This is a genomic window from Geobacillus vulcani PSS1, assembly GCF_000733845.1.
Lineage (GTDB): Bacteria > Bacillota > Bacilli > Bacillales > Anoxybacillaceae > Geobacillus > Geobacillus vulcani.
Window position 1 is genome coordinate 3,350,927 of sequence record NZ_JPOI01000001.1, and the last position, 22,079, is coordinate 3,373,005.

The 22,079-nt window shown below is 53.1% G+C and carries 23 protein-coding genes; 6 read left to right on the forward strand and 17 right to left on the reverse strand.

The annotated features are described in order from the left end of the window. Positions 1 to 22: 22 nt before the first annotated feature. The 3 genes from pyc to N685_RS0117960 form a co-directional block, all read right to left on the reverse strand. On the reverse strand, positions 23 to 3,466 hold the full coding sequence (pyc, locus tag N685_RS0117950) for a pyruvate carboxylase (protein ID WP_031410566.1): 3,444 nt from the start codon (positions 3,464 to 3,466) through the stop codon (positions 23 to 25). Positions 3,467 to 3,528: 62 nt separating this feature from the next. Then, positions 3,529 to 4,740: a putative lipid II flippase FtsW gene (ftsW, locus tag N685_RS0117955; protein ID WP_031410567.1), complete on the reverse strand. Its 1,212-nt coding sequence runs from the start codon at positions 4,738 to 4,740 to the stop codon at positions 3,529 to 3,531. A gap of 125 nt (positions 4,741 to 4,865) precedes the next feature. Further along, on the reverse strand, positions 4,866 to 5,153 hold the full coding sequence (locus N685_RS0117960; RefSeq protein WP_031410568.1) for a YlaN family protein: 288 nt from the start codon (positions 5,151 to 5,153) through the stop codon (positions 4,866 to 4,868). Positions 5,154 to 5,315: 162 nt separating this feature from the next. Here N685_RS0117960 and N685_RS0117965 point away from each other — a divergent pair, with 162 nt between their 5' ends. Next, positions 5,316 to 5,822: a molybdopterin-binding protein gene (locus N685_RS0117965; RefSeq protein WP_031410569.1), complete on the forward strand. Its 507-nt coding sequence runs from the start codon at positions 5,316 to 5,318 to the stop codon at positions 5,820 to 5,822. A 135-nt stretch (positions 5,823 to 5,957) separates the two neighbouring features. On the opposite strand, the gene N685_RS0117970 is transcribed toward N685_RS0117965, so the two are convergent. Next, positions 5,958 to 7,289, reverse strand: a complete 1,332-nt coding sequence (locus N685_RS0117970) for a PhoH family protein (protein WP_031410570.1) — start codon at positions 7,287 to 7,289, stop codon at positions 5,958 to 5,960. A gap of 133 nt (positions 7,290 to 7,422) precedes the next feature. On the opposite strand from N685_RS0117970, the gene N685_RS0117975 reads away from it, so the two are divergent. Both N685_RS0117975 and N685_RS0117980 read left to right on the forward strand, forming a co-directional pair. Beyond that, positions 7,423 to 8,025: a YhcN/YlaJ family sporulation lipoprotein gene (locus tag N685_RS0117975; RefSeq protein ID WP_031410571.1), complete on the forward strand. Its 603-nt coding sequence runs from the start codon at positions 7,423 to 7,425 to the stop codon at positions 8,023 to 8,025. 257 nt (positions 8,026 to 8,282) lie between these two features. Further along, on the forward strand, positions 8,283 to 8,483 hold the full coding sequence (locus N685_RS0117980; RefSeq protein WP_013145887.1) for a YlaI family protein: 201 nt from the start codon (positions 8,283 to 8,285) through the stop codon (positions 8,481 to 8,483). A 59-nt stretch (positions 8,484 to 8,542) separates the two neighbouring features. On the opposite strand, the gene N685_RS0117985 is transcribed toward N685_RS0117980, so the two are convergent. The 3 genes from N685_RS0117985 to typA form a co-directional block, all read right to left on the reverse strand. Beyond that, positions 8,543 to 8,824 carry a hypothetical protein gene (locus N685_RS0117985; RefSeq protein ID WP_031410572.1) on the reverse strand — a complete coding sequence of 94 codons (282 nt, stop codon included), beginning with the start codon at positions 8,822 to 8,824 and terminating at the stop codon, positions 8,543 to 8,545. Next, on the reverse strand, positions 8,821 to 9,129 hold the full coding sequence (locus N685_RS0117990; RefSeq protein WP_031410573.1) for a YlaH-like family protein: 309 nt from the start codon (positions 9,127 to 9,129) through the stop codon (positions 8,821 to 8,823). Before N685_RS0117990 ends, N685_RS0117985 begins: the two co-directional genes overlap by 4 nt. A gap of 90 nt (positions 9,130 to 9,219) precedes the next feature. Beyond that, entirely contained in the window at positions 9,220 to 11,064 is a 1,845-nt protein-coding gene (typA, locus tag N685_RS0117995) for a translational GTPase TypA (RefSeq protein ID WP_031410574.1), read from the reverse strand. 117 nt (positions 11,065 to 11,181) lie between these two features. Here typA and N685_RS19695 point away from each other — a divergent pair, with 117 nt between their 5' ends. After that, entirely contained in the window at positions 11,182 to 11,352 is a 171-nt protein-coding gene (locus N685_RS19695) for a DUF5325 family protein (protein WP_162176100.1), read from the forward strand. 51 nt (positions 11,353 to 11,403) lie between these two features. Here the strand turns inward: N685_RS19695 and N685_RS0118005 are convergent, their stop codons facing one another. The 4 genes from N685_RS0118005 to N685_RS0118020 all read right to left on the reverse strand — a co-directional run bounded on the left by N685_RS0118005 (position 11,404) and on the right by N685_RS0118020 (position 13,889). Beyond that, positions 11,404 to 12,198: an inositol monophosphatase family protein gene (locus tag N685_RS0118005; RefSeq protein ID WP_031410575.1), complete on the reverse strand. Its 795-nt coding sequence runs from the start codon at positions 12,196 to 12,198 to the stop codon at positions 11,404 to 11,406. Between the two features lie 109 nt (positions 12,199 to 12,307). After that, positions 12,308 to 12,523, reverse strand: a complete 216-nt coding sequence (locus N685_RS0118010; RefSeq protein WP_013523313.1) for a hypothetical protein — start codon at positions 12,521 to 12,523, stop codon at positions 12,308 to 12,310. A 96-nt stretch (positions 12,524 to 12,619) separates the two neighbouring features. Continuing rightward, positions 12,620 to 12,913, reverse strand: a complete 294-nt coding sequence (locus N685_RS0118015) for a UPF0223 family protein (RefSeq protein ID WP_031410576.1) — start codon at positions 12,911 to 12,913, stop codon at positions 12,620 to 12,622. A gap of 16 nt (positions 12,914 to 12,929) precedes the next feature. After that, positions 12,930 to 13,889: an NAD(P)H-dependent flavin oxidoreductase gene (locus tag N685_RS0118020; RefSeq protein WP_031410577.1), complete on the reverse strand. Its 960-nt coding sequence runs from the start codon at positions 13,887 to 13,889 to the stop codon at positions 12,930 to 12,932. A 161-nt stretch (positions 13,890 to 14,050) separates the two neighbouring features. Here N685_RS0118020 and N685_RS0118030 point away from each other — a divergent pair, with 161 nt between their 5' ends. Further along, entirely contained in the window at positions 14,051 to 15,523 is a 1,473-nt protein-coding gene (locus N685_RS0118030; RefSeq protein WP_031410578.1) for an aminotransferase class I/II-fold pyridoxal phosphate-dependent enzyme, read from the forward strand. A 113-nt stretch (positions 15,524 to 15,636) separates the two neighbouring features. Here the strand turns inward: N685_RS0118030 and N685_RS0118035 are convergent, their stop codons facing one another. Then, the gene (locus N685_RS0118035) at positions 15,637 to 15,762 is read right to left on the reverse strand and encodes a GapA-binding peptide SR1P (RefSeq protein WP_031410579.1); all 126 of its coding nucleotides are present in this window, start codon (positions 15,760 to 15,762) and stop codon (positions 15,637 to 15,639) included. Between the two features lie 204 nt (positions 15,763 to 15,966). Here N685_RS0118035 and N685_RS0118040 point away from each other — a divergent pair, with 204 nt between their 5' ends. After that, positions 15,967 to 16,344: a DUF1885 family protein gene (locus N685_RS0118040; protein WP_031410580.1), complete on the forward strand. Its 378-nt coding sequence runs from the start codon at positions 15,967 to 15,969 to the stop codon at positions 16,342 to 16,344. A 65-nt stretch (positions 16,345 to 16,409) separates the two neighbouring features. On the opposite strand, the gene N685_RS0118045 is transcribed toward N685_RS0118040, so the two are convergent. The 5 genes from N685_RS0118045 to pdhA all read right to left on the reverse strand — a co-directional run bounded on the left by N685_RS0118045 (position 16,410) and on the right by pdhA (position 21,789). Then, complete coding sequence (locus tag N685_RS0118045; RefSeq protein ID WP_031410581.1) at positions 16,410 to 16,652, reverse strand: hypothetical protein; 243 nt, start codon at positions 16,650 to 16,652, stop codon at positions 16,410 to 16,412. Positions 16,653 to 16,904: 252 nt separating this feature from the next. Beyond that, positions 16,905 to 18,317, reverse strand: a complete 1,413-nt coding sequence (gene lpdA, locus N685_RS0118055; protein ID WP_031410582.1) for a dihydrolipoyl dehydrogenase — start codon at positions 18,315 to 18,317, stop codon at positions 16,905 to 16,907. Between the two features lie 4 nt (positions 18,318 to 18,321). Continuing rightward, positions 18,322 to 19,626, reverse strand: coding sequence for a dihydrolipoamide acetyltransferase family protein (locus N685_RS0118060; RefSeq protein ID WP_031410583.1), 1,305 nt, complete (start codon positions 19,624 to 19,626; stop codon positions 18,322 to 18,324). 72 nt (positions 19,627 to 19,698) lie between these two features. Further along, entirely contained in the window at positions 19,699 to 20,676 is a 978-nt protein-coding gene (gene pdhB / locus N685_RS0118065; protein ID WP_031410584.1) for a pyruvate dehydrogenase complex E1 component subunit beta, read from the reverse strand. 3 nt (positions 20,677 to 20,679) lie between these two features. Then, a complete protein-coding gene (gene pdhA, locus N685_RS0118070; protein ID WP_031410585.1) occupies positions 20,680 to 21,789 on the reverse strand; it encodes a pyruvate dehydrogenase (acetyl-transferring) E1 component subunit alpha in 1,110 nt (369 codons plus the stop codon). Between the last annotated feature and the right edge of the window lie 290 nt (positions 21,790 to 22,079).

Consider the following 22,079-nt stretch of genomic DNA (forward strand, 5'->3'; position numbering starts at 1 on the left):
TTTTTGTGCGGTACAGACCGTTTCATTTGGACAGCTCGATCAGCAAATCCCCCGCTTGAATGGCGTCGCCGCTTTTGACGTAAATGTCTTTGACAATGCCGGCAAACGGCGCCTGCACCGTCGTTTCCATCTTCATCGCTTCCGTGACCATTAAATGGTCGCCTTTGTCGACTTTTTCCCCTTTCTCCACGAGCACTTTCACCACCGTGCCCGGCATGGTTGCGGCAATGTGGTTCGGATTCGTCCGATCGGCCTTGATGCGCTCAGCGACGGCCGCTTTGATGCTTTCATCGCGGATGATGACTTCGCGCGGCTGGCCGTTCAGCTCGAAGTAAACGACGCGCGTGCCGTCCGCCTGCGGCTGGCCGATCGACACCAGCTTGACAATGAGCGTTTTGCCGCGCTCGATCTCCACTTCGATCTCCTCGCCAAGGCGCATGCCATACAGGAACGTCGGCGTATCAAGCACCGAAATGTCGCCGTATTTTTCCACCGTTTCGGCATATTCCAAAAACACTTTCGGATAAAGCGCATAGGCAATGGCGTCAAAGTCGGTCACTTCGCGGCCAAGTTTGTCGTACAGCTCCCGCTTGATTTGCTCGAAATCAACCGGCTCAAGCAGCTCGCCCGGACGAACGGTGATCGGTTCGCGCCCTTTCAAAATAATGCGCTGCAACTCTTTCGGGAATCCACCGTGCGGCTGGCCTAAATAGCCTTCGAAAAACTCAACGACCGAGTCCGGGAAATTGAGCGTTTCGCCGCGTTCAAAAATGTCTTGCTCCGTCAAATTGTTTTGCACCATGTAAAGCGCCATATCGCCGACAACTTTCGATGACGGCGTCACTTTGACGATGTCGCCGAACAAGTCGTTGACGCGGCGATACATTTCTTTCACTTCATCCCACCGATCGCCGAGGCCGACCGCTTTTGCCTGCTGCTGCAGGTTGCTGTACTGGCCGCCTGGCATCTCATGCATGTATACTTCCGTATGCGGGGCGTTCATGCCGCTTTCAAACTCTTGGTAAAACTTGCGCACGTCTTCCCAATAGCGGGCCAACTGCTCCAAGCCGTAAATATCGACCTCCGGCGCCCGCTCCGTTCCTTCAAGCGCATAGTAGAGCGTATTGGCGCTCGGCTGTGACGTCAAGCCGGCCATCGAGCTGACGGCGACATCGACGATATCGACGCCGGCTTCGATCGCTTTGGCGTACGTATAAATGCCGTTGCCGCTCGTGTCATGCGTATGCAAATGGATCGGAATGTCGACCGTTTCCTTGAGCGCGGAAATGAGCACGTACGCCGCCTGCGGCTTCAGAAGGCCAGCCATATCCTTAATGCCTAAAATGTGCGCTCCGGCTTGCTCGAGCTCTTTCGCCAACGCTTTGTAATAATCCAAATTGTACTTCGGCCGGTTCGGGTCCAAAATATCGCCCGTATAGCAAATCGCCGCCTCGGCGATTTTGCCGCTTTGCCGGACGGCATCGATCGCCACCGTCATTCCTTTCACCCAGTTTAGGCTGTCGAAAATGCGGAACACATCGATGCCGGCCTGCGCTGATTTGTCGACGAACTCGCGGATGACGTTGTCGGGATAGTTTTTATACCCGACGGCGTTGGCCGAGCGGAGCAGCATCTGGAACAACACGTTCGGGATGCGCTCGCGCAGCTTGAGCAGCCGATCCCATGGATCTTCTTTCAAAAAACGATACGCCACGTCGAACGTCGCCCCGCCCCACATCTCAAGCGAGAATAAGTTGGGCAGCAAACGCGCCGTTGGCTCAGCGATCCGCAACAAGTCGATCGTGCGGACGCGCGTCGCGAGCAGCGACTGATGAGCATCGCGGAACGTCGTATCGGTGAGCAATACACGCGGCTGTTCTTGAATCCAGCGAACAAGCCCTTCAGGTCCGCGTTCATCCAAAATTTGCTTCGTTCCCGCTGGGATCGGCTCCGTTTGGCTCACCTTCGGCACGCGCGGTTTGTCAAACACCGGCTTTTTCTTTTTGCCGATGCCAGGGAAGCCGTTGACCGTCACGGTGCCGATGTACGTCAGCATTTTCGTCCCGCGGTCTTTTCGGCGCGGGAATACAAACAATTCCGGCGTCGTATCGATAAATGACGTATCGTATTCCCCGGACAAAAACTTCGGATGCTGCACGACGTTTTCCAAAAACGGAATGTTCGTTTTAATGCCGCGAATGCGGAATTCGCGCAAGTTGCGCAGCATTTTTCTCGCCGCCTGCTCAAACGTCAACGCCCATGTCGACACTTTGACGAGCAGCGAATCGTAATACGGCGTAATGACCGCCCCTTGGAAGCCATTGCCGGCGTCCAAGCGCACACCGAAGCCCCCGCCGGAACGATACGCCATAATTTTTCCCGTATCCGGCATAAAGTTGTTGAGCGGATCTTCGGTCGTCACCCGCGATTGAATGGCATAGCCGTTGATGCGGATGTCCTCCTGCTTTGGAATGCCGACTTCCGGGCTGTGGAGCGAAAAGCCGTCGGCGATTAAAATTTGCGACTGTACGATGTCAATCCCGGTGATCATTTCGGTGATCGTATGCTCAACTTGAATGCGCGGGTTGACTTCGATGAAATAAAACTCGTCGCCCGAAACGAGAAACTCGACCGTGCCGGCGTTGACGTAGCCGACGCTTTTCATCAGCTGCACCGCCGCCTCGCAAATGCGCTCGCGCAGCTCGTCCGACAACGAGACGCTCGGCGCGACCTCAACGACTTTTTGATGGCGGCGCTGCACCGAGCAGTCGCGTTCATAAAGGTGAACGATGTTTCCTTCGTGGTCGCCCAAAATTTGCACTTCAATGTGCTTCGGCTTTTCGATCAGCTTTTCAACATAAACGTCATCGCTGCCAAACGCTGCTTTCGCTTCCGACTTGGCCCGCTCAAACGCTTCCTTTACTTCCGACTTCGAGCGGACGATGCGCATGCCCCGGCCGCCGCCGCCAAGCGCCGCTTTAATGATGATCGGGTATCCGTGCGTCTCGGCAAAGCGGACAACGTCTTCAAGGCCACCGACCGGTCCATCGCTGCCTGGAATGACGGGAATGCCCGCCTTCATGGCCGCATGGCGCGCTTTCACTTTATCACCAAACATATCCAAATGATCTTCGTTCGGGCCGATGAAAATAATCCCCTCTTCGCGGCATCGTTTGGCAAATTGAATGTTTTCCGACAAAAACCCATAACCCGGATGGATGGCATCGACATCATGAGTTTTGGCGATCTCGATGATGCCTTCGATGTCCAAGTAGGCTTCGATCGGCTTTTTCCCTTCGCCGACCAAATATGCCTCATCCGCTTTGTAGCGGTGGTACGAGCCGACATCTTCCTTTGAATAAATCGCCACCGTGCGGATATCAAGCTCCGTGCAGGCGCGGAACACGCGAATGGCGATCTCTCCGCGGTTGGCTACCAGCACTTTGCGAATTCGTCTTGTCCTCATTCTGTCCCTCCTCCTTTATTTAATAAAAGTATAAAAGTTTTGCCGATTTGTAAATACACTTTCTAAAAAGTCAGACCTCTTTTCTGTCCACTGACCACCGTTTTTTCAGCTTTTTTATACCGTTGTTCGTATTTTGCAAACATAGAAATGTTTACAAGCAGACCGAGCGAAGCCATCGTCAGGACAAGCGACGTTCCCCCGTAGCTGACGAGCGGCAACGGCACCCCCGTAATCGGAATAAGGCCAACGACTCCCCCAACGTTAATGAACGTCTGAAAGCCGATCATGACGGAGATGCCGATCGCAAGCAGGCTCCCAAACGCATCGTGGGAGCGGCGGGCAATCCAAAGCCCGCGCAGCACGATAAACGCCAATAATCCAAGCGTGAACGCTACACCAAATAAGCCGAGCTCTTCGGCGATGACCGCCATAATAAAATCGGTGTGCGACTCTGGAAGGTAGCCGTATTTTTGAATGCCTTTGCCAAGCCCCACTCCTTTCAGCCCGCCAAGCCCAATCGCCAAATACGAATTGACGAGTTGGTAGCCATCGCCGTTTGCGTATTGAAAGGGATCCAAAAAGCTGTAAAGACGCGATATCCGCTCAGGAGAAAAAATTTTTTTGCCGGCAACCGGGAGCCAAAACGGTGACAGCACCGTCCCGATCAATGTAAAAAAAAGCAGCTGCTTCAGAAGCAACACGAGGCGCAAACCGGATGAAACAATGATGCACATCGCGATGACAAACACAATCGCCGCTGTTCCGAAGTCAGGCTGTATGGCAATCAAGAAACAAATCGCCAATGTATAATAAATAGGGAACAAATTGCTTTTCACCGGCTCGGCCAGCCGCTTTCGCTTGTTGGCGAACGCTGCGGCCAAGTATAAAATCAGGCCGAGCTTCGCGAGCTCCGCCGGTTGGATCGAGAGCGCCCCGACGCGAAACCAGCTTGTTGCATTGTTGGCCGTATGGCCGAGAAAGGCCACGGCGATAAGCATCAATGGAGAAGCAAAAAAGACGAGTTTCACCCATCGCTCCGCCCGCCACACTTTATACGGAATCGCCATCATAATGGCGAACGCGATGAATCCGGCAATCAACCACAGCTTTTGTCGTTCGTAAAAATAGTCGCTTGGCACTTCAAAGCGGATGACAGCGGTGACCATGCTCGAGCTGTACACCATAATCAACCCGAACAACGACAACATAATGACCGCAACAATCAGCGGATAATCATAGCACTTCAATACCTTTTTCCATAATTGTCGTTCCATCGTTCCTCTTCCCTGTGAACATGTATGTACTTAAAACCATTCGCAGCGGCGCGCCGTTTTCCTGCCGAAAAACAGAAAAACTCAAACGACGGGAAACCAATCGTTTGAGTTGTTTTATATATCCTTTATCGCACGCGCTTTTTGGCCACGGCCTCGTGCAACGCGGAAAGTTCGCGCTCAAGCCGATCAAGGAGCTCCTTTCCGTCTTTCGCCTCCACAAGCCCGAGGCGTACGGCAAAATCAATTTCCCGTGACAAACCGAACATTTGCGTATCAAGCACTTCTTCATACACTGGACATTGCGGCATCGTCAAATGGTCCATTTGCACGCGGATGAGTTGGATGATTTTCTCTGCATCCGCTTGTAAAAGCGCGTACGCCTTCTCCCGATAGCTCATCGATTCATCCGTCACATCGATCCCTCCGTTCTCTCCCCTATCCTTCTTTACATCTTAACGTGAAACAAGCCATTTTGCAAGTTGAAACCGTTGACAGCAACCCGGCCTGAAACATGACAAGCCCTTTATTTATTATTATACTAAAAACGGTGGGAACATGCAGAGGAGAGGTGTTTCATGAACGATATTATTGTGCTGACAGGAAAGGTGAAGTTTACGATCACGCTTGATCCCGGCGTCTGGATTTTCGACGACCGGAAAGTGGACATGGAGGCGTATTTCTCGGGAACGACTCCACAGCTGGCGGAAGCGGAGCAGGAGGACGAGGAAATCAAAAAGCTGTCGGCATTTTGGGATCGGGAAATTCAAGAGGGCGCTGTTTTTCCGCCGACGTTGAAAACGGAGCGGCGCTTTTTGAAGGAAAAAATCATCACTGGCTCATTCGGCATGCCGTTTGCCCCGTTTTTGCGAAATGCTGAGCCGCTTGAAGACGCGTCTGAACTTGTTATTGAAACGGAACACGGAGAAACAGTGATCCCTCTGGAAAAAGCATACGACCTAATTTTCGCTTTTTCCAAAAACGGAAAACCGTTGCGCGACGACGGTCCGGTGCACATTTATTTTGGCGACAGCTCCAACCGTGAAACGCCAATCACCCATGTGCGCCGGCTTGTCGTCCGATGACCAGGTGCCTCTCGACAAAGGAGCGCCCCGGTGTTTCGACCGGCCGCCCAACACGTTTGGACTAACGGCGTTGGGCGGCTGGACATTTTCAACAGGTGTTGCACGGCTCATTCGTCTTTTGGTTCAAACATCCGGCTACAACAAATCCGCGGCAAGCTGGGCGAGCGCCGAACGCTCTCCTTTGACAAGCCGGATATGACCGGCGATTTTTTGGTCTTTAAACTTTTCGACGACGTACGTCAACCCGTTATTATATTCATCCAAATATGGATGGTCGATCTGTTCCGGGTCACCCATTAAAATGATTTTGCTTTTCTCCCCGACGCGCGTCAAAATCGTCTTCACTTCATGCTTTGTTAAATTTTGCGCCTCATCAATGATGATAAACTGCTCCGGCAGGCTCCGGCCGCGGATGTACGTGAGCGCCTCGACTTCAATCGAACTCATACCGGCTAAAATCGCATCGAGCTCCCCCGGTTTTTTTGTGTTGAACAAGTATTCCAAATTATCAAAAATCGGCTGCATCCACGGGCGCAGCTTTTCTTCCTTTTCCCCTGGAAGAAAGCCGAGATCTTTCCCCATCGGCACAATGGGCCGGGCGACGAGCAATTTTTTGTATGTGCGGAAATCTTCCGTTTGCATCAACCCGGCGGCAAGGGCAAGCAACGTCTTGCCCGTCCCGGCTTTGCCGATTAGCGTCACAAGCGGAATGTCGTCGCGCATGAGAAGCTCAAACGCCATCGTCTGCTGCACGTTGCGCGGACGAATGCCCCATATATGTTCGTGATGAAAGGTGAGCTTTTTGACTTTTTTTCCATTTTGGTCGACGATGCCGATCGCCGACGCCGAGCTGCCAAACGCGTCTTTCATAATGATGAACTGGTTCGGATAAAACGGGTGATCGGCGATGTCAGCAAGCACAAGCTCCCCTTTGTCGTAAAACCGCTGCAGGTGGTCCTTTCCTATGTACAGCTCCAAAAATCCGCTGTAAATATGGTCGACGTCGACGACGCGGTCGCTTAAAAAGTCTTCTGCCTGCAGCCCGATGGCATCCGCTTTGACGCGCACGAGCGCATCTTTGCTCACCAAAATGACGGAGCGTCCATCTTCCTTCGCCTGCTCTTCAAGCGATAAATTTTTCGCCACCGCCAAAATGCGGTTGTCATTTGTTTTTTCGACAAAAATTTCTTGAAGTTGATGAAACGAACGATGGTTCAATTCGATACGCAGCGCCCCTCCGTTTTCCAGCGGAATTTTTTCATGCAGCTTCCCGTTTTCGCGCAGACGGTCGATGAGCTTTGACACTTGGCGAGCATTTCTCCCAATTTCATCCATATAACGTTTTTTCGAATCCACTTCCTCAAGCACGACCGCCGGAATGACGACCTCATTATCCTCAAACGCGAAAATCGAATACGGGTCTTGCAAGAGTACATTCGTATCGAGCACGTAAATTTTTTTTCCCAAATTCCGCTTCCCCCCATGTGAGTTTTTCACGTTTTTCCGTTGGATGGGAATGGCTGTAATACAACATATGAAAACATGTATAAAGATAGAAGGACATTTGCAAACTAAAGAAAAAAAGTCGAGGTGGCCCATCATGAAGAGAAACTGCTGGCTCGCTGCTTTTTTCCTTCCTTTTTTGCTTTTGAGCGGCTGTACGTTAGGAAACGATCGTGAAGCAAATGAGACGAATCGTTCGCTCGTACGCGTCAAAAATACGGTCGATGAACATATCGAGAACAAATCCGGACAAGAAATCGCCCGCCGGCTGGCGGAAATCGCCGACCGTGTTCCAAACGTTCACAATGCCACCGCGCTCGTCGTCGGCAAATATGCCATCGTCGGCATTGACGTCGGCGCCAATCTGGACGCTTCGCGCGTCGGCACCATCAAATATTCCGTTGCTGAAGCATTGCAAAAAGATCCGTACGGCGCGAACGCCATTATTGTTGCCGACCCGGATCTTTACACCCGCGTGCGCAACATCGGCCGGCAAATTGATGAGGGGCGGCCGGTGCAAGCGTTCATGAACGAAATCGCCGACATCGTCGGACGAGTGATGCCGGAAGTGCCGAGCGATTTGTTTGAAACGACGCCGAAGCCGACCGAAGAAAACGACGGGCAGCTGAACGAACGGGAGGAGCGGCAGCTGAACGAACAGCAAAACAAGCAATCGAACGAACATTTAAAAGGCCGGTGAAAAACGAGCATTTTTGCCAAATCGATGGAGTTCGTCGAGAAAGAAGAGCCGATTTTACAAGGCTTTTCAACTTGAAGTTGCTTTTTCATGAAATCGCCGACCCTTTAAGGTGTCATGAAACGAAAAATGCGACCCATTCCCGGGGCGGACAACGGAAGTGAAAGGCATTTGAATCAACAAATGCTGGCAGGAAATATGGTATAATGGGAACGGGAGAACACCCCACCATTTCGCGTTTGGATGTATTGAGGTGAACAATGAGAGTCAAATGCGTGCTTTGCGACCAAATCGATACGATCGACGATGAATCGCCGCTCGCCAAGCGGCTGCGCAACCGCCCGATCCACACGTATATGTGCCGCGAATGCCATGACCGCATCACCGAAAAAACGAAACAGCGGCTGGCAACAGGAAAGTTCCGCTTCTATCGCGGCCGCCGCGCAGACGATGATTGGTGATCCCGCAAAAAAAAACGGTGCGGAAGAGCGATCGCTTTTCCGCGCCGTTTTGATTGTCATCATCCATACTTTTCCGGTTCGGCTTCAATCTGCCGCCACATCGCCTCAGCGAGCTCAAGCGGGAAACACGCCGCCTTTGTTTCCCCGCCGTGCACATATTCGACGATGTATTGCCCATTCGTTTCATCTTTGACGGCGTCTACAGCCGTCACACCAAAGTCGTTTTCCAAGATGCCGCGGAAAAACGCAGCCGTATCGCACGCGGCCGCATCGTGCGGACGGGCTTTGGCGACGATGTGGATCGTCAGCCAGTTATAAAGAGCATCTTGCACGGATTTCATGACTTTTCTCCCTCTTTCGCCTGCTTCAAGCGCACTTTATAAATGATTAATACGAGGGCGGCGACGGCCAATCCTTCTGCCACCGGCAAAAAGACGGCAAAAAAGGTCAAAATCGTGCAACCGAGCGCCAGCAATACGTAAATGATGACGTTTTTCAACAATGGCAGGCGGCGGGCAAAACCGAGCCGATACACAAGCGCGGCAAGCAACAGCACCGTCACATACAATAGCCACATACCGCGCTCAGGATCATCGTGCACCTTATAAAGCGAGGCGAAAAACGTGAGCCGTTCGAGCACATTCACACCATTCCCCTCCCCTTCATCCGAATAGCGCCCTTCTCCAAGGCGTGTTCGATTGTTCGCAACCCCCAGACGCGCGCATGGCGCTTCCGGCTATTTCGCTTGCTCGACCGCTTTCTTTTTCTTCTCCGCCTTTTCACGCTCGCTTTTATTCAAGATTTTTTTGCGCAACCGGATCGAGGTTGGTGTCACTTCACAATATTCGTCGTCATTCAAATACTCGAGCGCTTCTTCAAGCGTCAACAGACGCGGCTTTTTCATCGTCACCGTCTGCTCTTTCGTCGACGAACGCATATTGGTCACATGTTTTTCGCGGCAAATGTTGACGACCAGGTCATTTTCGCGGTTATGCTCGCCGACGATCATCCCTTCGTACACTTCAGTGCCCGGCTCAACAAAAATCGTGCCGCGGTCCTCAAGCTGCATGATGCTGTAAGCCGTCGCCTTTCCAGTTTCCATCGAGACGAGCACCCCTTGGCGGCGGCCGCCGATGGCGCCAGGCTGCACGGGGGCATAATGATCAAACGAATGGCTTAAAATTCCATATCCGCGCGTCAACGACATAAATTCGCTCCGATAACCGATCAAGCCGCGCGACGGCACAAGGAAGACGAGACGAACCTGCCCGTTGTCGCCGTGCACCATATCGACGAGCTCGCCCTTGCGGCTGCCAAGCGACTCCATGATCGCTCCCGTATATTCCTCCGGAATGTCAATAACGACCCGCTCGATCGGCTCGCACGTGACACCGTCAATCTCTTTTAGAATGACTTCCGGCTTCGACACTTGCAGTTCGTATCCTTCGCGGCGCATGCTTTCAATCAAAATCGCCAAATGAAGCTCTCCGCGGCCCGAGACAACCCACGCATCCGGCGACTCGGTCGGCTCCACGCGCAGGCTGACATCCGTCTCTAGCTGGGTGCGAAGCCGCTCCTCCAACTTTCTCGCCGTCACGTATTTGCCTTCGCGCCCCGCAAACGGGCTGTTATTGACGAGAAACGTCATTTTCAACGTCGGCTCATCGATGTGAAGCGGCGGCAACGGCTCTTGGTGGTCGGGCGGGCAAACCGTTTCACCAACATTGATGTCCTCCATCCCGGCGACCGCGACGATGTCGCCAGCGTATGCTTCCTCAATCTCAATCCGCTTCAACCCAATAAAACCAAACAGCTTCGTGACACGAAACATCTTGACTGCACCGTCGCGCTTGATCAGTGCCACTTGCTGGCCGGTTTTCATCGTACCGCGGAAAATGCGGCCGACGCCAATGCGCCCCACGTATTCATTATAGTCGAGCAGCGCCACTTGAAACTGCAACGGTTCATTGCGGTTGTCCGTCGGCGCAGGAATATAGCGGATGATCGTTTCAAACAAGATGGTCATATCGCCGTCCTGACGGTCTGGGTCAAGGCTTGCCGTCCCACGCAACGCCGATGTGTATACAACCGGAAACTCCAACTGCTCCTCGGAAGCGCCCAGTTCGATAAACAGGTCGATCACCTCATCGACAACTTCGGCCGGGCGAGCGAATTCGCGGTCGATTTTGTTGACGACGACAATCGGCACAAGCTGCTGCTCAAGCGCCTTTTTCAGCACGAACCGCGTTTGCGGCATGCAGCCTTCATACGCATCGACGACAAGCAAGACGCCGTCGACAAGGCGCATGATTCGCTCGACTTCCCCCCCGAAATCAGCGTGTCCCGGCGTATCCAAAATGTTGATGCGCGTTCCTTTATACAGGACAGCGGTGTTTTTTGCCAAAATCGTAATGCCGCGCTCCCGCTCCAAATCATTGCGGTCAAGCGCCCGCTCCTCGACTTGTTCGTTTTCACGAAACGTCCCCGACTGCCGAAGCAGTTGGTCAACGAGCGTCGTTTTCCCATGGTCGACGTGGGCGATGATGGCGATGTTGCGAAGATCGTTTCGTCTGTGCGTCAATGTCGGTCACTCCTGTTCGGCAAACTGCTTGTCTATTATATCACAACCGATAGAAAATCGGCATGTTTTCCGGTACACTAGAACAAGACGCCACTCTGCATGAAAGGAGTCAACGAAATGAAACGAATCGAACCTGTGCCGCTGTTGCTCGCCATTCTTGCCGTCGCCGCCATCATGGGGATCGGCGTCTTCATCGCCGAGCAAAGTTTGCTCGGCATCGCTGCTTCCACGCTCATCTTCATCGCCGCCATGGGCGCCGGGTTCGCTCATAAAAAACGGACGCGCTGAAAAGCGGGACAAGCTGGATGCTTGTCCCGCTTTTCGCGATTTCACGCCTCATCAACAGTGAAGATAGCGTCGCAAAATTTCTTCGTGCACTCCGGGTTTCGCAGCAAGCACCGAATTGCAGCCAAGCAGATCCAGCGGCTTCCCGTCAAGGGTCGTCACCATTCCGCCCGCTTCCTCAATCAAAATCATCCCGCCGGCGAAATCCCATGGCGACAGGCGCGGCGAAATGTAGGCGTCCAAACGGCCGGCGGCCACATACGCGAGCTCAAGCGCCGCTGAACCATACGAGCGCGTGCCGCGCGCCTCTTTCGCCAGCCTCATGAGCGGGCGATGATCGAGACGCTTGTTTTCCATGAGCCATGTCCCGTTGATGGCGATGATCGACTCCGCCACTGGCGCGGGCCGCAGGCGGCCGAGCGGCTCGCCGTTCAAAAACAGCCCTCGCCCTTTTTGCGCCGCATACAGTTCGTCAAACACGACGTCATACACGTAGCCGAGCTGCCCGACACCATCTTCAAAAATGCCGATCGATACAGCAAAATGGCGCTGCTGATGAACGAAATTCATTGTGCCGTCAATCGGGTCAATTACCCAGACAACGCCGTCCAAGACATCGACCCGATCGCCGAACCCTTCTTCCCCCAACAGGCGGTGGCTAGGGAACTGGCGGCGGATGTGCTCGGCGAAAAACTGCTCAATGGCGCGGTCAACGTTCGTCACTAAGTCGTTTGGGGTCTCTTTCGCTTCCACTGTCAGCTGCTCCGTAAATGAGGCGCGGATTTGCTTTCCTGCTTCGTCGATCCATTGCCGGGCGTATCGGTCGATTTCTTCCCATTTTTCTGTCATATTGATTCCTCCTGCCTTCGGTTATGTATAGATCGCAACCGGAGAAAGGGGAGGCGGATGCGGCTCAAGAAAAAAACGAACCGGAAAGATGGTTCGCCTTAAATCAGGATCATACTTGAAGGCGCATCAGTTCTTGGCGGAGCTTTTCAAGCCGCCGCTTGCACTCTTTTTTCTTTTCTTCGTCGTTTTCCATCATGGCCTCGTACAGCGTCGCTAATTCGTAATCGAGTTCGAGCCGCAACACCGCCATGCGTTTGTCTCCATCCGGCCGCTTCAGCGAATTGGCGGTTTTTTTCATATTCGTCCGCACCCCTTTCCCTATCATCCGCTAAACTTCCGGCGCCCGTCACGAATGTACTGCTTCATGTTGTTTTATATTATATTATGTGGAAAAAGGGGTGTATGCAACTAATTTGTGCGTTTACCTACCGCGCTTCCCTTGTGGCTCGATTCGAATCCAATCACCGTTTTTTGCCTCTTTCGCCTGCTTCATGACCGCATAGGACGAGTAGCCGCTTTCTTTTTCAAATTCGGCATACAGTCGGTTTTCCTCGCTTTTCGATGGGACGATCTCTTTGAAACGACGGTAGACAGCCATCAGCTCCTCGCGCCTCATCCCCCGCTCATAGACCGTTTCGATCGCTGTGAAAAATTTGATGACATCAATGATTTCTTGTATTGACCAGTCGTAGGAAAATGGATAGGAATAACCCATTGTTCCACCTCCACCGTTAGTTTGCCCAACGGCGCCGAATTTGTTCCGCCTCTTCAATCATGCGGGCAAACAACTCAGCGACGGATGGAACGTCGTGAATGAGTCCGATCGCCTGCCCGGCCCAAGCGAATCCCTCGTCCACCTTCCCTTCGTAAATGAAGCGCCGGTTCGCTTCTCCGCTAATATATTCTTTTAAATCCTCATACGTGCCGCCTTGGCGCTCGATTTCCAATATTTTTTCCGCCCAAGCGTTGGCCAACACCCGCCCCGGCGCCCCGAGCGACCGTTTGATGATCATCGTATCGTTTTCGGTCGCCTTAAGAATCATTTCTTTATACGCGGGATGGGCATGAACGCATTCTTTCGTGGCGATAAACCGTGTTCCCATCTCAATGCCTTCCGCCCCAAGCGCCAGCGCTGCCATCAATCCGCGCCCGTCGGCGATGCCACCCGAGGCGATGACCGGGATCGATACGGAGTCAACGACTTTCGGAATGAGGACAAACGTGCCAATATCGTATTTGCCGAGATGCCCGCCCCCTTCCTGCCCGACGACCATCACGGCGTCAGCACCGAGTTCTTCCGCTTTCACGGCCTGGCGGACAGCAGCGACAAGCACCAGTTTTTTCACGTTTACCCCTTTCAGTTGCTCAAAAAACGGCGCCGGATTGCCGCCGGTGACCGAAACGACCGGCACGCCTTCGTCAAGCGCCGCCTCAAGCATATGGGAGAACGGGCGGCCGTGCTGGCCGATGGCGAAATTGACGCCGAACGGTCGATCGGTTTTTTCCTTCACCTTGCGGATTTCCTCGCGCAGCTGCTCCGGTCCATCGAGCGACATCGCCGTAATTTGGCCGAGCCCTCCGGCGTTTGACACCGCTGCCGCCAGGTCAGCGTACGCCAAGTAGGCGAGCCCCCCTTGAATAATCGGATATGTAATGCCGAGTAGCTCTGTCACCCTCGTTTTCCATTTCATTAGATCACGCCCCCTTTTTGTTTTGTCTTTCTTTTATTTCTCTTTTGAACCCCTGTTTTCCTTTTTCAGCGCGTCCATTCATTTCTTCTTTGCAAACGAAAAAATCCATGCTATAATGCATTTTGTTTTATTCTCCGAGTTAAAAGAGGTGTGAAAAACCATTGTCGCAACTCGAAACACCATTGTTTACTGGTTTGTTGGAGCATATGAAAAAAAATCCGGTTCAATTTCACATTCCTGGCCATAAAAAGGGAGCCGGCATGGATCCGGAGTTTCGCGCTTTCATCGGGGACAACGCCTTGGCGATTGATTTGATCAACATCAGCCCGCTCGATGACTTGCACCATCCAAAAGGGATGATCAAGCGGGCTCAGGAACTTGCCGCCGAGGCATTCGGCGCCGATTATACGTTTTTCTCGGTGCAAGGAACAAGCGGCGCCATCATGACGATGGTCATGTCGGTCGCCGGGCCGGGCGATAAAATCATCGTGCCGCGCAACGTCCATAAATCAGTCATGTCAGCCATTGTCTTTTCCGGGGCGACGCCGATTTTCATTCATCCGGAAATCGACAAAGAGCTTGGCATTTCTCACGGCATTACGCCGCAAGCGGTGGAAAAAGCGCTCCGCCAGCATCCCGACGCGAAAGGGGTGCTTGTCATCAACCCGACGTACTTTGGCATTGCCGGCGATTTGAAAAAAATCGTCGATATCGCCCATTCGTACAATGTCCCGGTGCTTGTCGACGAAGCGCACGGCGTGCATATTCATTTCCATGAAGATTTGCCGCTCTCTGCGATGCAGGCGGGCGCCGATATGGCGGCGACAAGCGTCCATAAGCTCGGCGGTTCGCTGACGCAAAGCTCGATTTTGAACGTGCGGGAAGGGCTCGTCTCCGCGAAACACGTGCAAGCGATTTTAAGTATGCTGACAACGACCTCGACGTCGTACTTGCTGCTTGCTTCGCTTGATGTCGCCCGCAAACAGTTGGCGACGAAAGGGCGCGAGCTCATCGACAAAGCCATTCGCCTCGCCAACTGGACGCGTCAGCAAATCAATGAGATTCCGTATTTGTATTGCGTCGGCGAAGAAATTTTGGGCACAGAAGCGACATATGATTATGATCCGACCAAGCTCATTATTTCCGTGAAAGAGCTTGGGCTGACCGGCCATGACGTCGAACGTTGGCTGCGTGAGACGCACAACATCGAAGTCGAGCTTTCCGATTTATACAACATTTTGTGCATCTTCACCCCAGGCGACACCGAACGAGAGGCAAGCCTCCTTGTCGAAGCGCTCCGCCGCTTATCGGAGCAGTTCAGCCATCAGGCGGAAAAAGGAGTCAAACCGAAAGTGCTCCTTCCGGACATCCCGGCGCTCGCCTTGACGCCGCGCGATGCGTTTTATGCTGAAACGGAAGTCGTGCCGTTTCACAAATCGGCCGGCCGGATCATCGCCGAATTTGTCATGGTGTATCCGCCCGGCATTCCGATTTTTATTCCAGGCGAAATCATTACGGAAGAAAACTTGAAGTATATTGAGACGAACTTGGCTGCCGGCCTCCCTGTTCAAGGGCCGGAAGACGACACATTGCAGACGTTGCGCGTCATTAAAGAATACAAACCGATCCGCTGACCGCACAAGCCGGTTCGCCTGGCTTGTGCTTTTTTGCCAAAATAAACGGCGCGCATGCCGACAAGCCGCATGCGCGCCTCTATCCGTTCCTTTCCCCCATCGGTTTGACCGTTTTATTCTTTTTCCCCGCCCTCATTGTCATGCTCGCAGCAATCGCATTTTCCATAAAGCGTTGTCACTTTTTCATCTTCAAAATATGCAATCGTCGCCTCACACGTTTGACATACGATCGTGCCCATCCCCAAAACCCCTTTATGATGATAAATTTCATTGTTGTTTTTATAATAATATATCACATTTCGATTGTCAATCCCAATTTGTATGTCACATTTGGTCTAATAAAGACTTTTTTGCAATCGCTCTTTTTTCCATCCATTGTCCGCCAATCTATGATACAATGAAGGCAAAGACGCAAGGTGACCGATGGGAGGGGAAAAGGAACGATGAACGCTTATCTAAAGCTGCCGGCGGGGAAAGCCATGGCGATCGAAGACGTCAAACAGCTGCTCGACCGCTACCGGACAGCGCTCAAAAAAACGGGGGAACAGCTCGGCTGGCCGTATGAACAAGCCGCCTTCCCGTATACGATCCGCGAACACGAATCCGTTCTTTATTTGCAAGGTGACGGCCGTTTGTACAAAGGGATGGCGATTTCCGTGCGGACGGCTGGGGAAGAGACATTTATTGATGTCATGCTACCGCCGGCAGCGACGCATGGGGATAAAGGGAAGGCCAATGAATTCAGCAAATGGCTGGCGAAAACGCTCGGCGGGGAATTGCACTTGTTCAGCGGGCGGACGATGGCGTTTGGCGGCGCTTGACATTTCCCACGGTTCCAGCCGTGGCTGAGAAGCTCCCACTTCAAGCAAAGCTAAGTGGGAGTCGTTCACTGGACGACCTGCCAAATAACATGCTGGCCGGCAAAGTACACCGCCGCCGTCCCCATCGTTGTCAGCGCCGCCTTGCGCGTCGCCAAGCCGAGCTGGCGCGCCAGCAAAAAGGCGATGTACATAAAGACACACAACATCAGCCCGCGGAAAAACGGCCGGTCTCTTCCTGACAGCCACTCAATTAACGAGAAACTGCTCCAAATCATCATCTGCAACAAAAACGCTACGTACGCTTTCATGTCCATTCCATCTCCCGCTTTTCTTTACCATAACGATATGAAACAAAGGCGGAAAATAGTATGGAAAATTGGACAAGAAATGAGACGGCTGTTTCCTTTCAACAAAAGGCGATGGAACAAGCGCGGCGGCGGACGGGCAGAAGTCGGCGATGTCGAGCCTGTCAACCGCTCCTCTTCCCTTTCCGAATGGCGCTTCTTGTCCATTGATTTTCCAAAAAAAGGTGTCCCGATCGATTCGGGACACCTTTGAGTTTATTTCGCAATGATATGAATCGGTGTGCCAAGCGCCACTTCCGCTGCTTCCATGGCAATTTCGCCAAGCGTCGGATGAGCATGGATCGTCAGTGCGATATCTTCCGCCGTCATGCCGGCTTCGATGGCCAGCCCAAGTTCGGCGATCATATCCGAAGCGTTCGGGCCGATGATTTGCGCTCCGATCACGACGCCGTCTTCTTTGCGGACGACAAGCTTCAGGAAGCCGTCCGTATCGTTGAGCGACAAAGCGCGTCCGTTGGCGGCAAACGGGAATTTCGCCGTGATCACGTCGATGCCTTCCTCTTTCGCCTGCTGTTCAAAGTAGCCGACCGAGGCGCATTCTGGATCAGAGAACACAACCGCCGGAATCGCGACGTAATCCACGACCGATGGATGGCCGGCGATCGCTTCCGCCGCCACTTTTCCTTCATACGACGCTTTATGGGCAAGCGCCGGACCGGGGACGATGTCGCCGATGGCGAAAATGTTCGGCACGCTCGTCCGACATTGCTCGTCCACTTCAATCAAGCCGCGGTTCGTCATTTTGATGCCGATTTGTTCAAGACCAAGCTCATCTGTATTCGGTCGGCGGCCGACCGTCACCAACACATAGTCGGCATCAATCGTTTTCGTTTCACCGTTCGCCTCATACGTGACCGTCACGCCGTCTGCGCGCTCTTCGGCTCCTTTTGCGAGCGCATTTGTCACAACTTCGACCCCTTTGTTTTTCAAGCGGCGTTTAATGACCGACACCATTTGCTTTTCAAAACCAGATAAAATCTCGCTGGCTCCTTCAAGAATCGTCACTTTCGCCCCAAAGTTGGCGTAGGCCGTGCCAAGCTCAATGCCGATGTAGCCGCCGCCGATGACAACAAGCGATTTCGGAATTTCCCCAAGGCTGAGCGCGCCCGTCGAATCGAGGATGCGGTTGGAAAACTTGAAGTTCGGCAGCTCGATCGGGCGTGAACCTGTGGCCAGAATCGCGTGTTTAAACGTATACGTCTGCGCGCTGTCGCCGTTGACGACGCGCACCGTGTTGGTGTCGACGAAATACGCTTCCCCTTTGACGATGTCGACTTTATTGCCTTTGAGCAGCCCTTCAACGCCGCTCGTCAACTTTTTCACAATGCTCGCTTTCCATTCTTGCACTTTCGAGAAATCAACCGTGACGTTTTCCGCCTTGATGCCCATCTCTTCGGAATGCTTCGCTTGCTCGTAGCGATGGCTTGCCGAGATGAGCGCCTTGGACGGGATGCAGCCGACGTTTAAGCAGACGCCGCCCAAATTTCCTTTTTCCACAATCGTCACTTTTTGGCCGAGCTGTGCGGCGCGGATGGCGGCGACATAACCGCCAGGGCCGGCGCCGACGACGAGCGTTTCGGTTTCAATTGCAAAATCGCCAACTACCATCGTTTTACGCCTCCATTAATAATAATTCTGGATCGCTTAACAGCTGTTTGATATGGTTGAGCGCTTTTTGCGCCGTCGCTCCGTCGATCATCCGGTGGTCGAAGCTCAACGAGAGCGCCAGCACCGGTGCGGCGACAATTTCCCCGTCGCGGACGATCGGTTTTTCGGCAATGCGGCCGATGCCAAGAATCGCCACTTCCGGATGGTTGATAACCGGCGTAAACCATTGCCCACCGGCTGAGCCGATGTTCGTGATCGTGCACGACGCCCCTTTCATTTCGCTTGGCGTCAGTTTGCCTTCCCGCGCTTTTTCAGCGAGTTCGTTGATTTCCTTCGCCAACGCGAAAATCGGCTTCCGGTCGGCATGTTTAATGACCGGCACGAGCAACCCACGATCCGTATCAGCGGCGATGCCGATATTGTAGTAATGCTTGTGAATAATTTCTTCGGTCGCATCGTCGATCGATGTGTTCAGCACCGGATATTCACGCAGCGCGGAAACAAGCGCTTTGACGACATACGGCAAGAACGTCAGCTTGATCCCTTTTTCTGCGGCAATGGCCTTGAATTTTTTCCGGTGAGCAACCAGCTTTGTCACATCGGCTTCGTCCATGAGCGTCACGTGCGGGGCCGTATGTTTCGAATGCACCATGGCCTTGGCAATCGCCCGACGGATGCCGCTCATTTTCTCGCGCGTTTCCGGGAATTCGCCTTCCGGCACAACCGGTTTCGCCGTTGGCGCTTGCGGCGCTGCTTTCTCTTCCGGCGCTTGCGCTGCCGAAGGAGCTGCAGCTTTTGCGCCGCCGGCGAGGAAGGCATCAATATCTTCTTTCAAAATGCGGCCGTTTTTCCCTGTCCCTTGAACGAGACGGATATCGACGCCTTTTTCACGCGCATATTTGCGCACAGACGGCATCGCGATGACGCGGCGGTTCGGGTCGGCTTCCGCTTCGGCCGCCGGTGCGCTCGGAGCAGCGGTCTCAACCGTTTCCTTTTTCGACACCGTTTCCGCTTTTTCCTCTTTTTTCACTTCCTCGTGTTCTTGTCCTTTAAACGTCATGTTTTCATAGCCCGGCGCATCGAGCGTAATGAGCGTTTGCCCGACCGTCGCCACCGTTCCTTCCGGGACGAGAATCTCAAGCACTTTCCCTTTGACAGGAGATGGGATCTCGACGACCGCCTTGTCGTTTTGCACTTCGCACAACACGTCGTCTTCGTTCACTTCATCGCCCGGCTTGACGAACCATTTGACGATCTCGCCTTCATGAATGCCTTCGCCAATATCCGGCAGCTTAAATTCAAATGCCACTGTAGGTCGACCTCCTATCGTTTGCCGAAAATGAGCGGGGGAAGGCGCTTTGCTCCCCCGAACTTGTCCATATTAGAAGTTGATCACTTTTTTCGCCGTCTCGATCACGTCTTTAAAGTTCGGCAGCCATACCGATTCGGCCTGTGCGAACGGATAGACGGTATCCGGCGCGGTGACGCGCAATACCGGCGCCTCAAGGCTTAAAATCGCGCGCTCATTGATTTCAGCAACGACGTTGGCAGCGATGCCGGCTTGCCGTTGTGCTTCTTGAACGACGATGGCACGACCCGTTTTTTCAACCGAACCAATGATCGTCTCAATATCGAGCGGCTGCACGGTGCGCAAGTCGACGACTTCGGCAGAAATGCCTTCCTTCTCTAATTCTGCCGCCGCTTTTAACGATTCATGCACCATGGCCCCGTACGCGATGATCGTAATGTCTTTTCCTTCACGCTTAATGTCCGCTTTGCCGATTGGAATCGTGTACTCTCCTTCCGGCACCTCTTGGCGGAACGAGCGGTACAGCTTCAAATGCTCAAGGAAAATCACCGGATCGTTGTCGCGAATCGCCGAGATGAGCAGTCCTTTCGCATCATACGGCGTCGACGGAATGACAACCTTCAATCCTGGCTGTTGGGCGACGAGCCCCTCTAAGCTGTCTGAGTGCAATTCCGGCGTATGAACGCCGCCGCCAAATGGCGAACGAATCGTAATCGGCACATGATAGCGGCCGCCAGTGCGGTAGCGGATGCGGGCCATTTGTCCACAAATCGCATCCATCGCCTCATAGACGAACCCGAAAAACTGAATTTCCGGCACCGGGCGGAACCCTTGCAAAGCCAAGCCGATCGCCAAACCGCCGATCCCTGATTCAGCAAGCGGCGTATCAAACACGCGCTCTTCGCCAAACTCAGCTTGCAGCCCTTCGGTCACCCGGAATACGCCGCCGTTGACCCCAACGTCTTCGCCAAACACCAGCACGTTCGGATCGTTTTTCATCTCGATGCGCAGCGCATCGGTGATCGCTTGAACCATTGTCATTTGCGCCATGGCTTACTTCGACTCCTTCTCTTTATAAATTTCATACTGCTCTTTTAAGTTCGCCGGCAGCTCTTCGAACATAATGCTGATTAAGTCGGTCACTTTTTGTTTCGGCGTTTCGTCCGCTTTTTTGATTGCTTCCTTGATGTCCTCTTTCGCCTGCTCGATGACGCGGTTTTCTTCCTCTTCGCTCCATAGGCCTTTCGCTTCTAAAAACTTCCGGAAACGGACAAGCGGGTCTTTTTTCGCCCATTCGTTTTCGAGTTCCTTCGAACGATAGCGCGTCGGATCGTCGCCGGACATCGTGTGCGGACCGTAGCGGAAGCAAAGAGTTTCAATGAGCGTCGGCCCTTCGCCGTTAATCGCGCGTTCGCGGGCTGCTTTCACCGCGGCGTAGACCGCAAGCGGATCCATGCCGTCGACTTGAATGCCCGGAATGCCGGCAGCGACCGCTTTTTGCGCCAATGTTTTGGCGACCGTCTGCTTTTCAACCGGCGTCGAAATGGCAAAGCGGTTGTTTTGCACGACAAAGATGGCCGGCGCTTTAAACGCCCCCGCGAAGTTGATGCCCTCGTAAAAGTCGCCTTGCGATGTCCCGCCGTCGCCCGTGTATGTAATGGCTACCGCTTTTTTGCCCCGCATTTTCAAGCCGAGCGCCACGCCGGCTGCTTGAATGTATTGAGCCCCGATAATAATTTGCGGCGGCAAGACGTTGACGCCTTCAGGAATTTGGTTGCCATGAAAGTGGCCGCGCGAGAACAAAAACGCTTGATAAAGCGGAAGCCCGTGCCAAATGATTTGTGGCACATCGCGATATCCCGGCAAAATGAAGTCTTCTTTCTCAAGCGCAAACTGGCTGGCGATTTGGCTCGCTTCCTGCCCAGCGGTCGGCGCGTAAAACCCGAGTCGGCCCTGGCGGTTCAACGAAATGGAACGTTGGTCGAGGACGCGCGTATACACCATGCGGCGCATCAGCTCTTTCAGCTGCTCATCGCTTAACTCCGGCATCGCCGCTTTGTTGACGATTTCGCCTTCTTCATTCAAAATTTGAAACGTCGGGAACTGCTCGGCTACTTTCTCGAGCTGCTCCGCAAATCGAAACTGGGAGGTTTTCACACCCATGTTATTCACCTCTGCCTTTCATTGAAAATTTTAGAAATCAGGATACATTCGCCCATATACTATTAATGTACCCAAAGTGAAAGAGAAATAAAAAACGGCCGCCATTCGGCGCCAACGCAAGCAACAAAGGCGCCAACATCTGTTTCACTATTTTTCAAAACCAAATTAGTACAATACGCATTTGCAAATTTTAGTTTACACGTTCTTGGGTCAACCGTCAACGACTTTGATTTCTCATGTTTTTCGCCTTATCTTTTGTACAAAATTGGAATTCATAATATTTCGTCGGC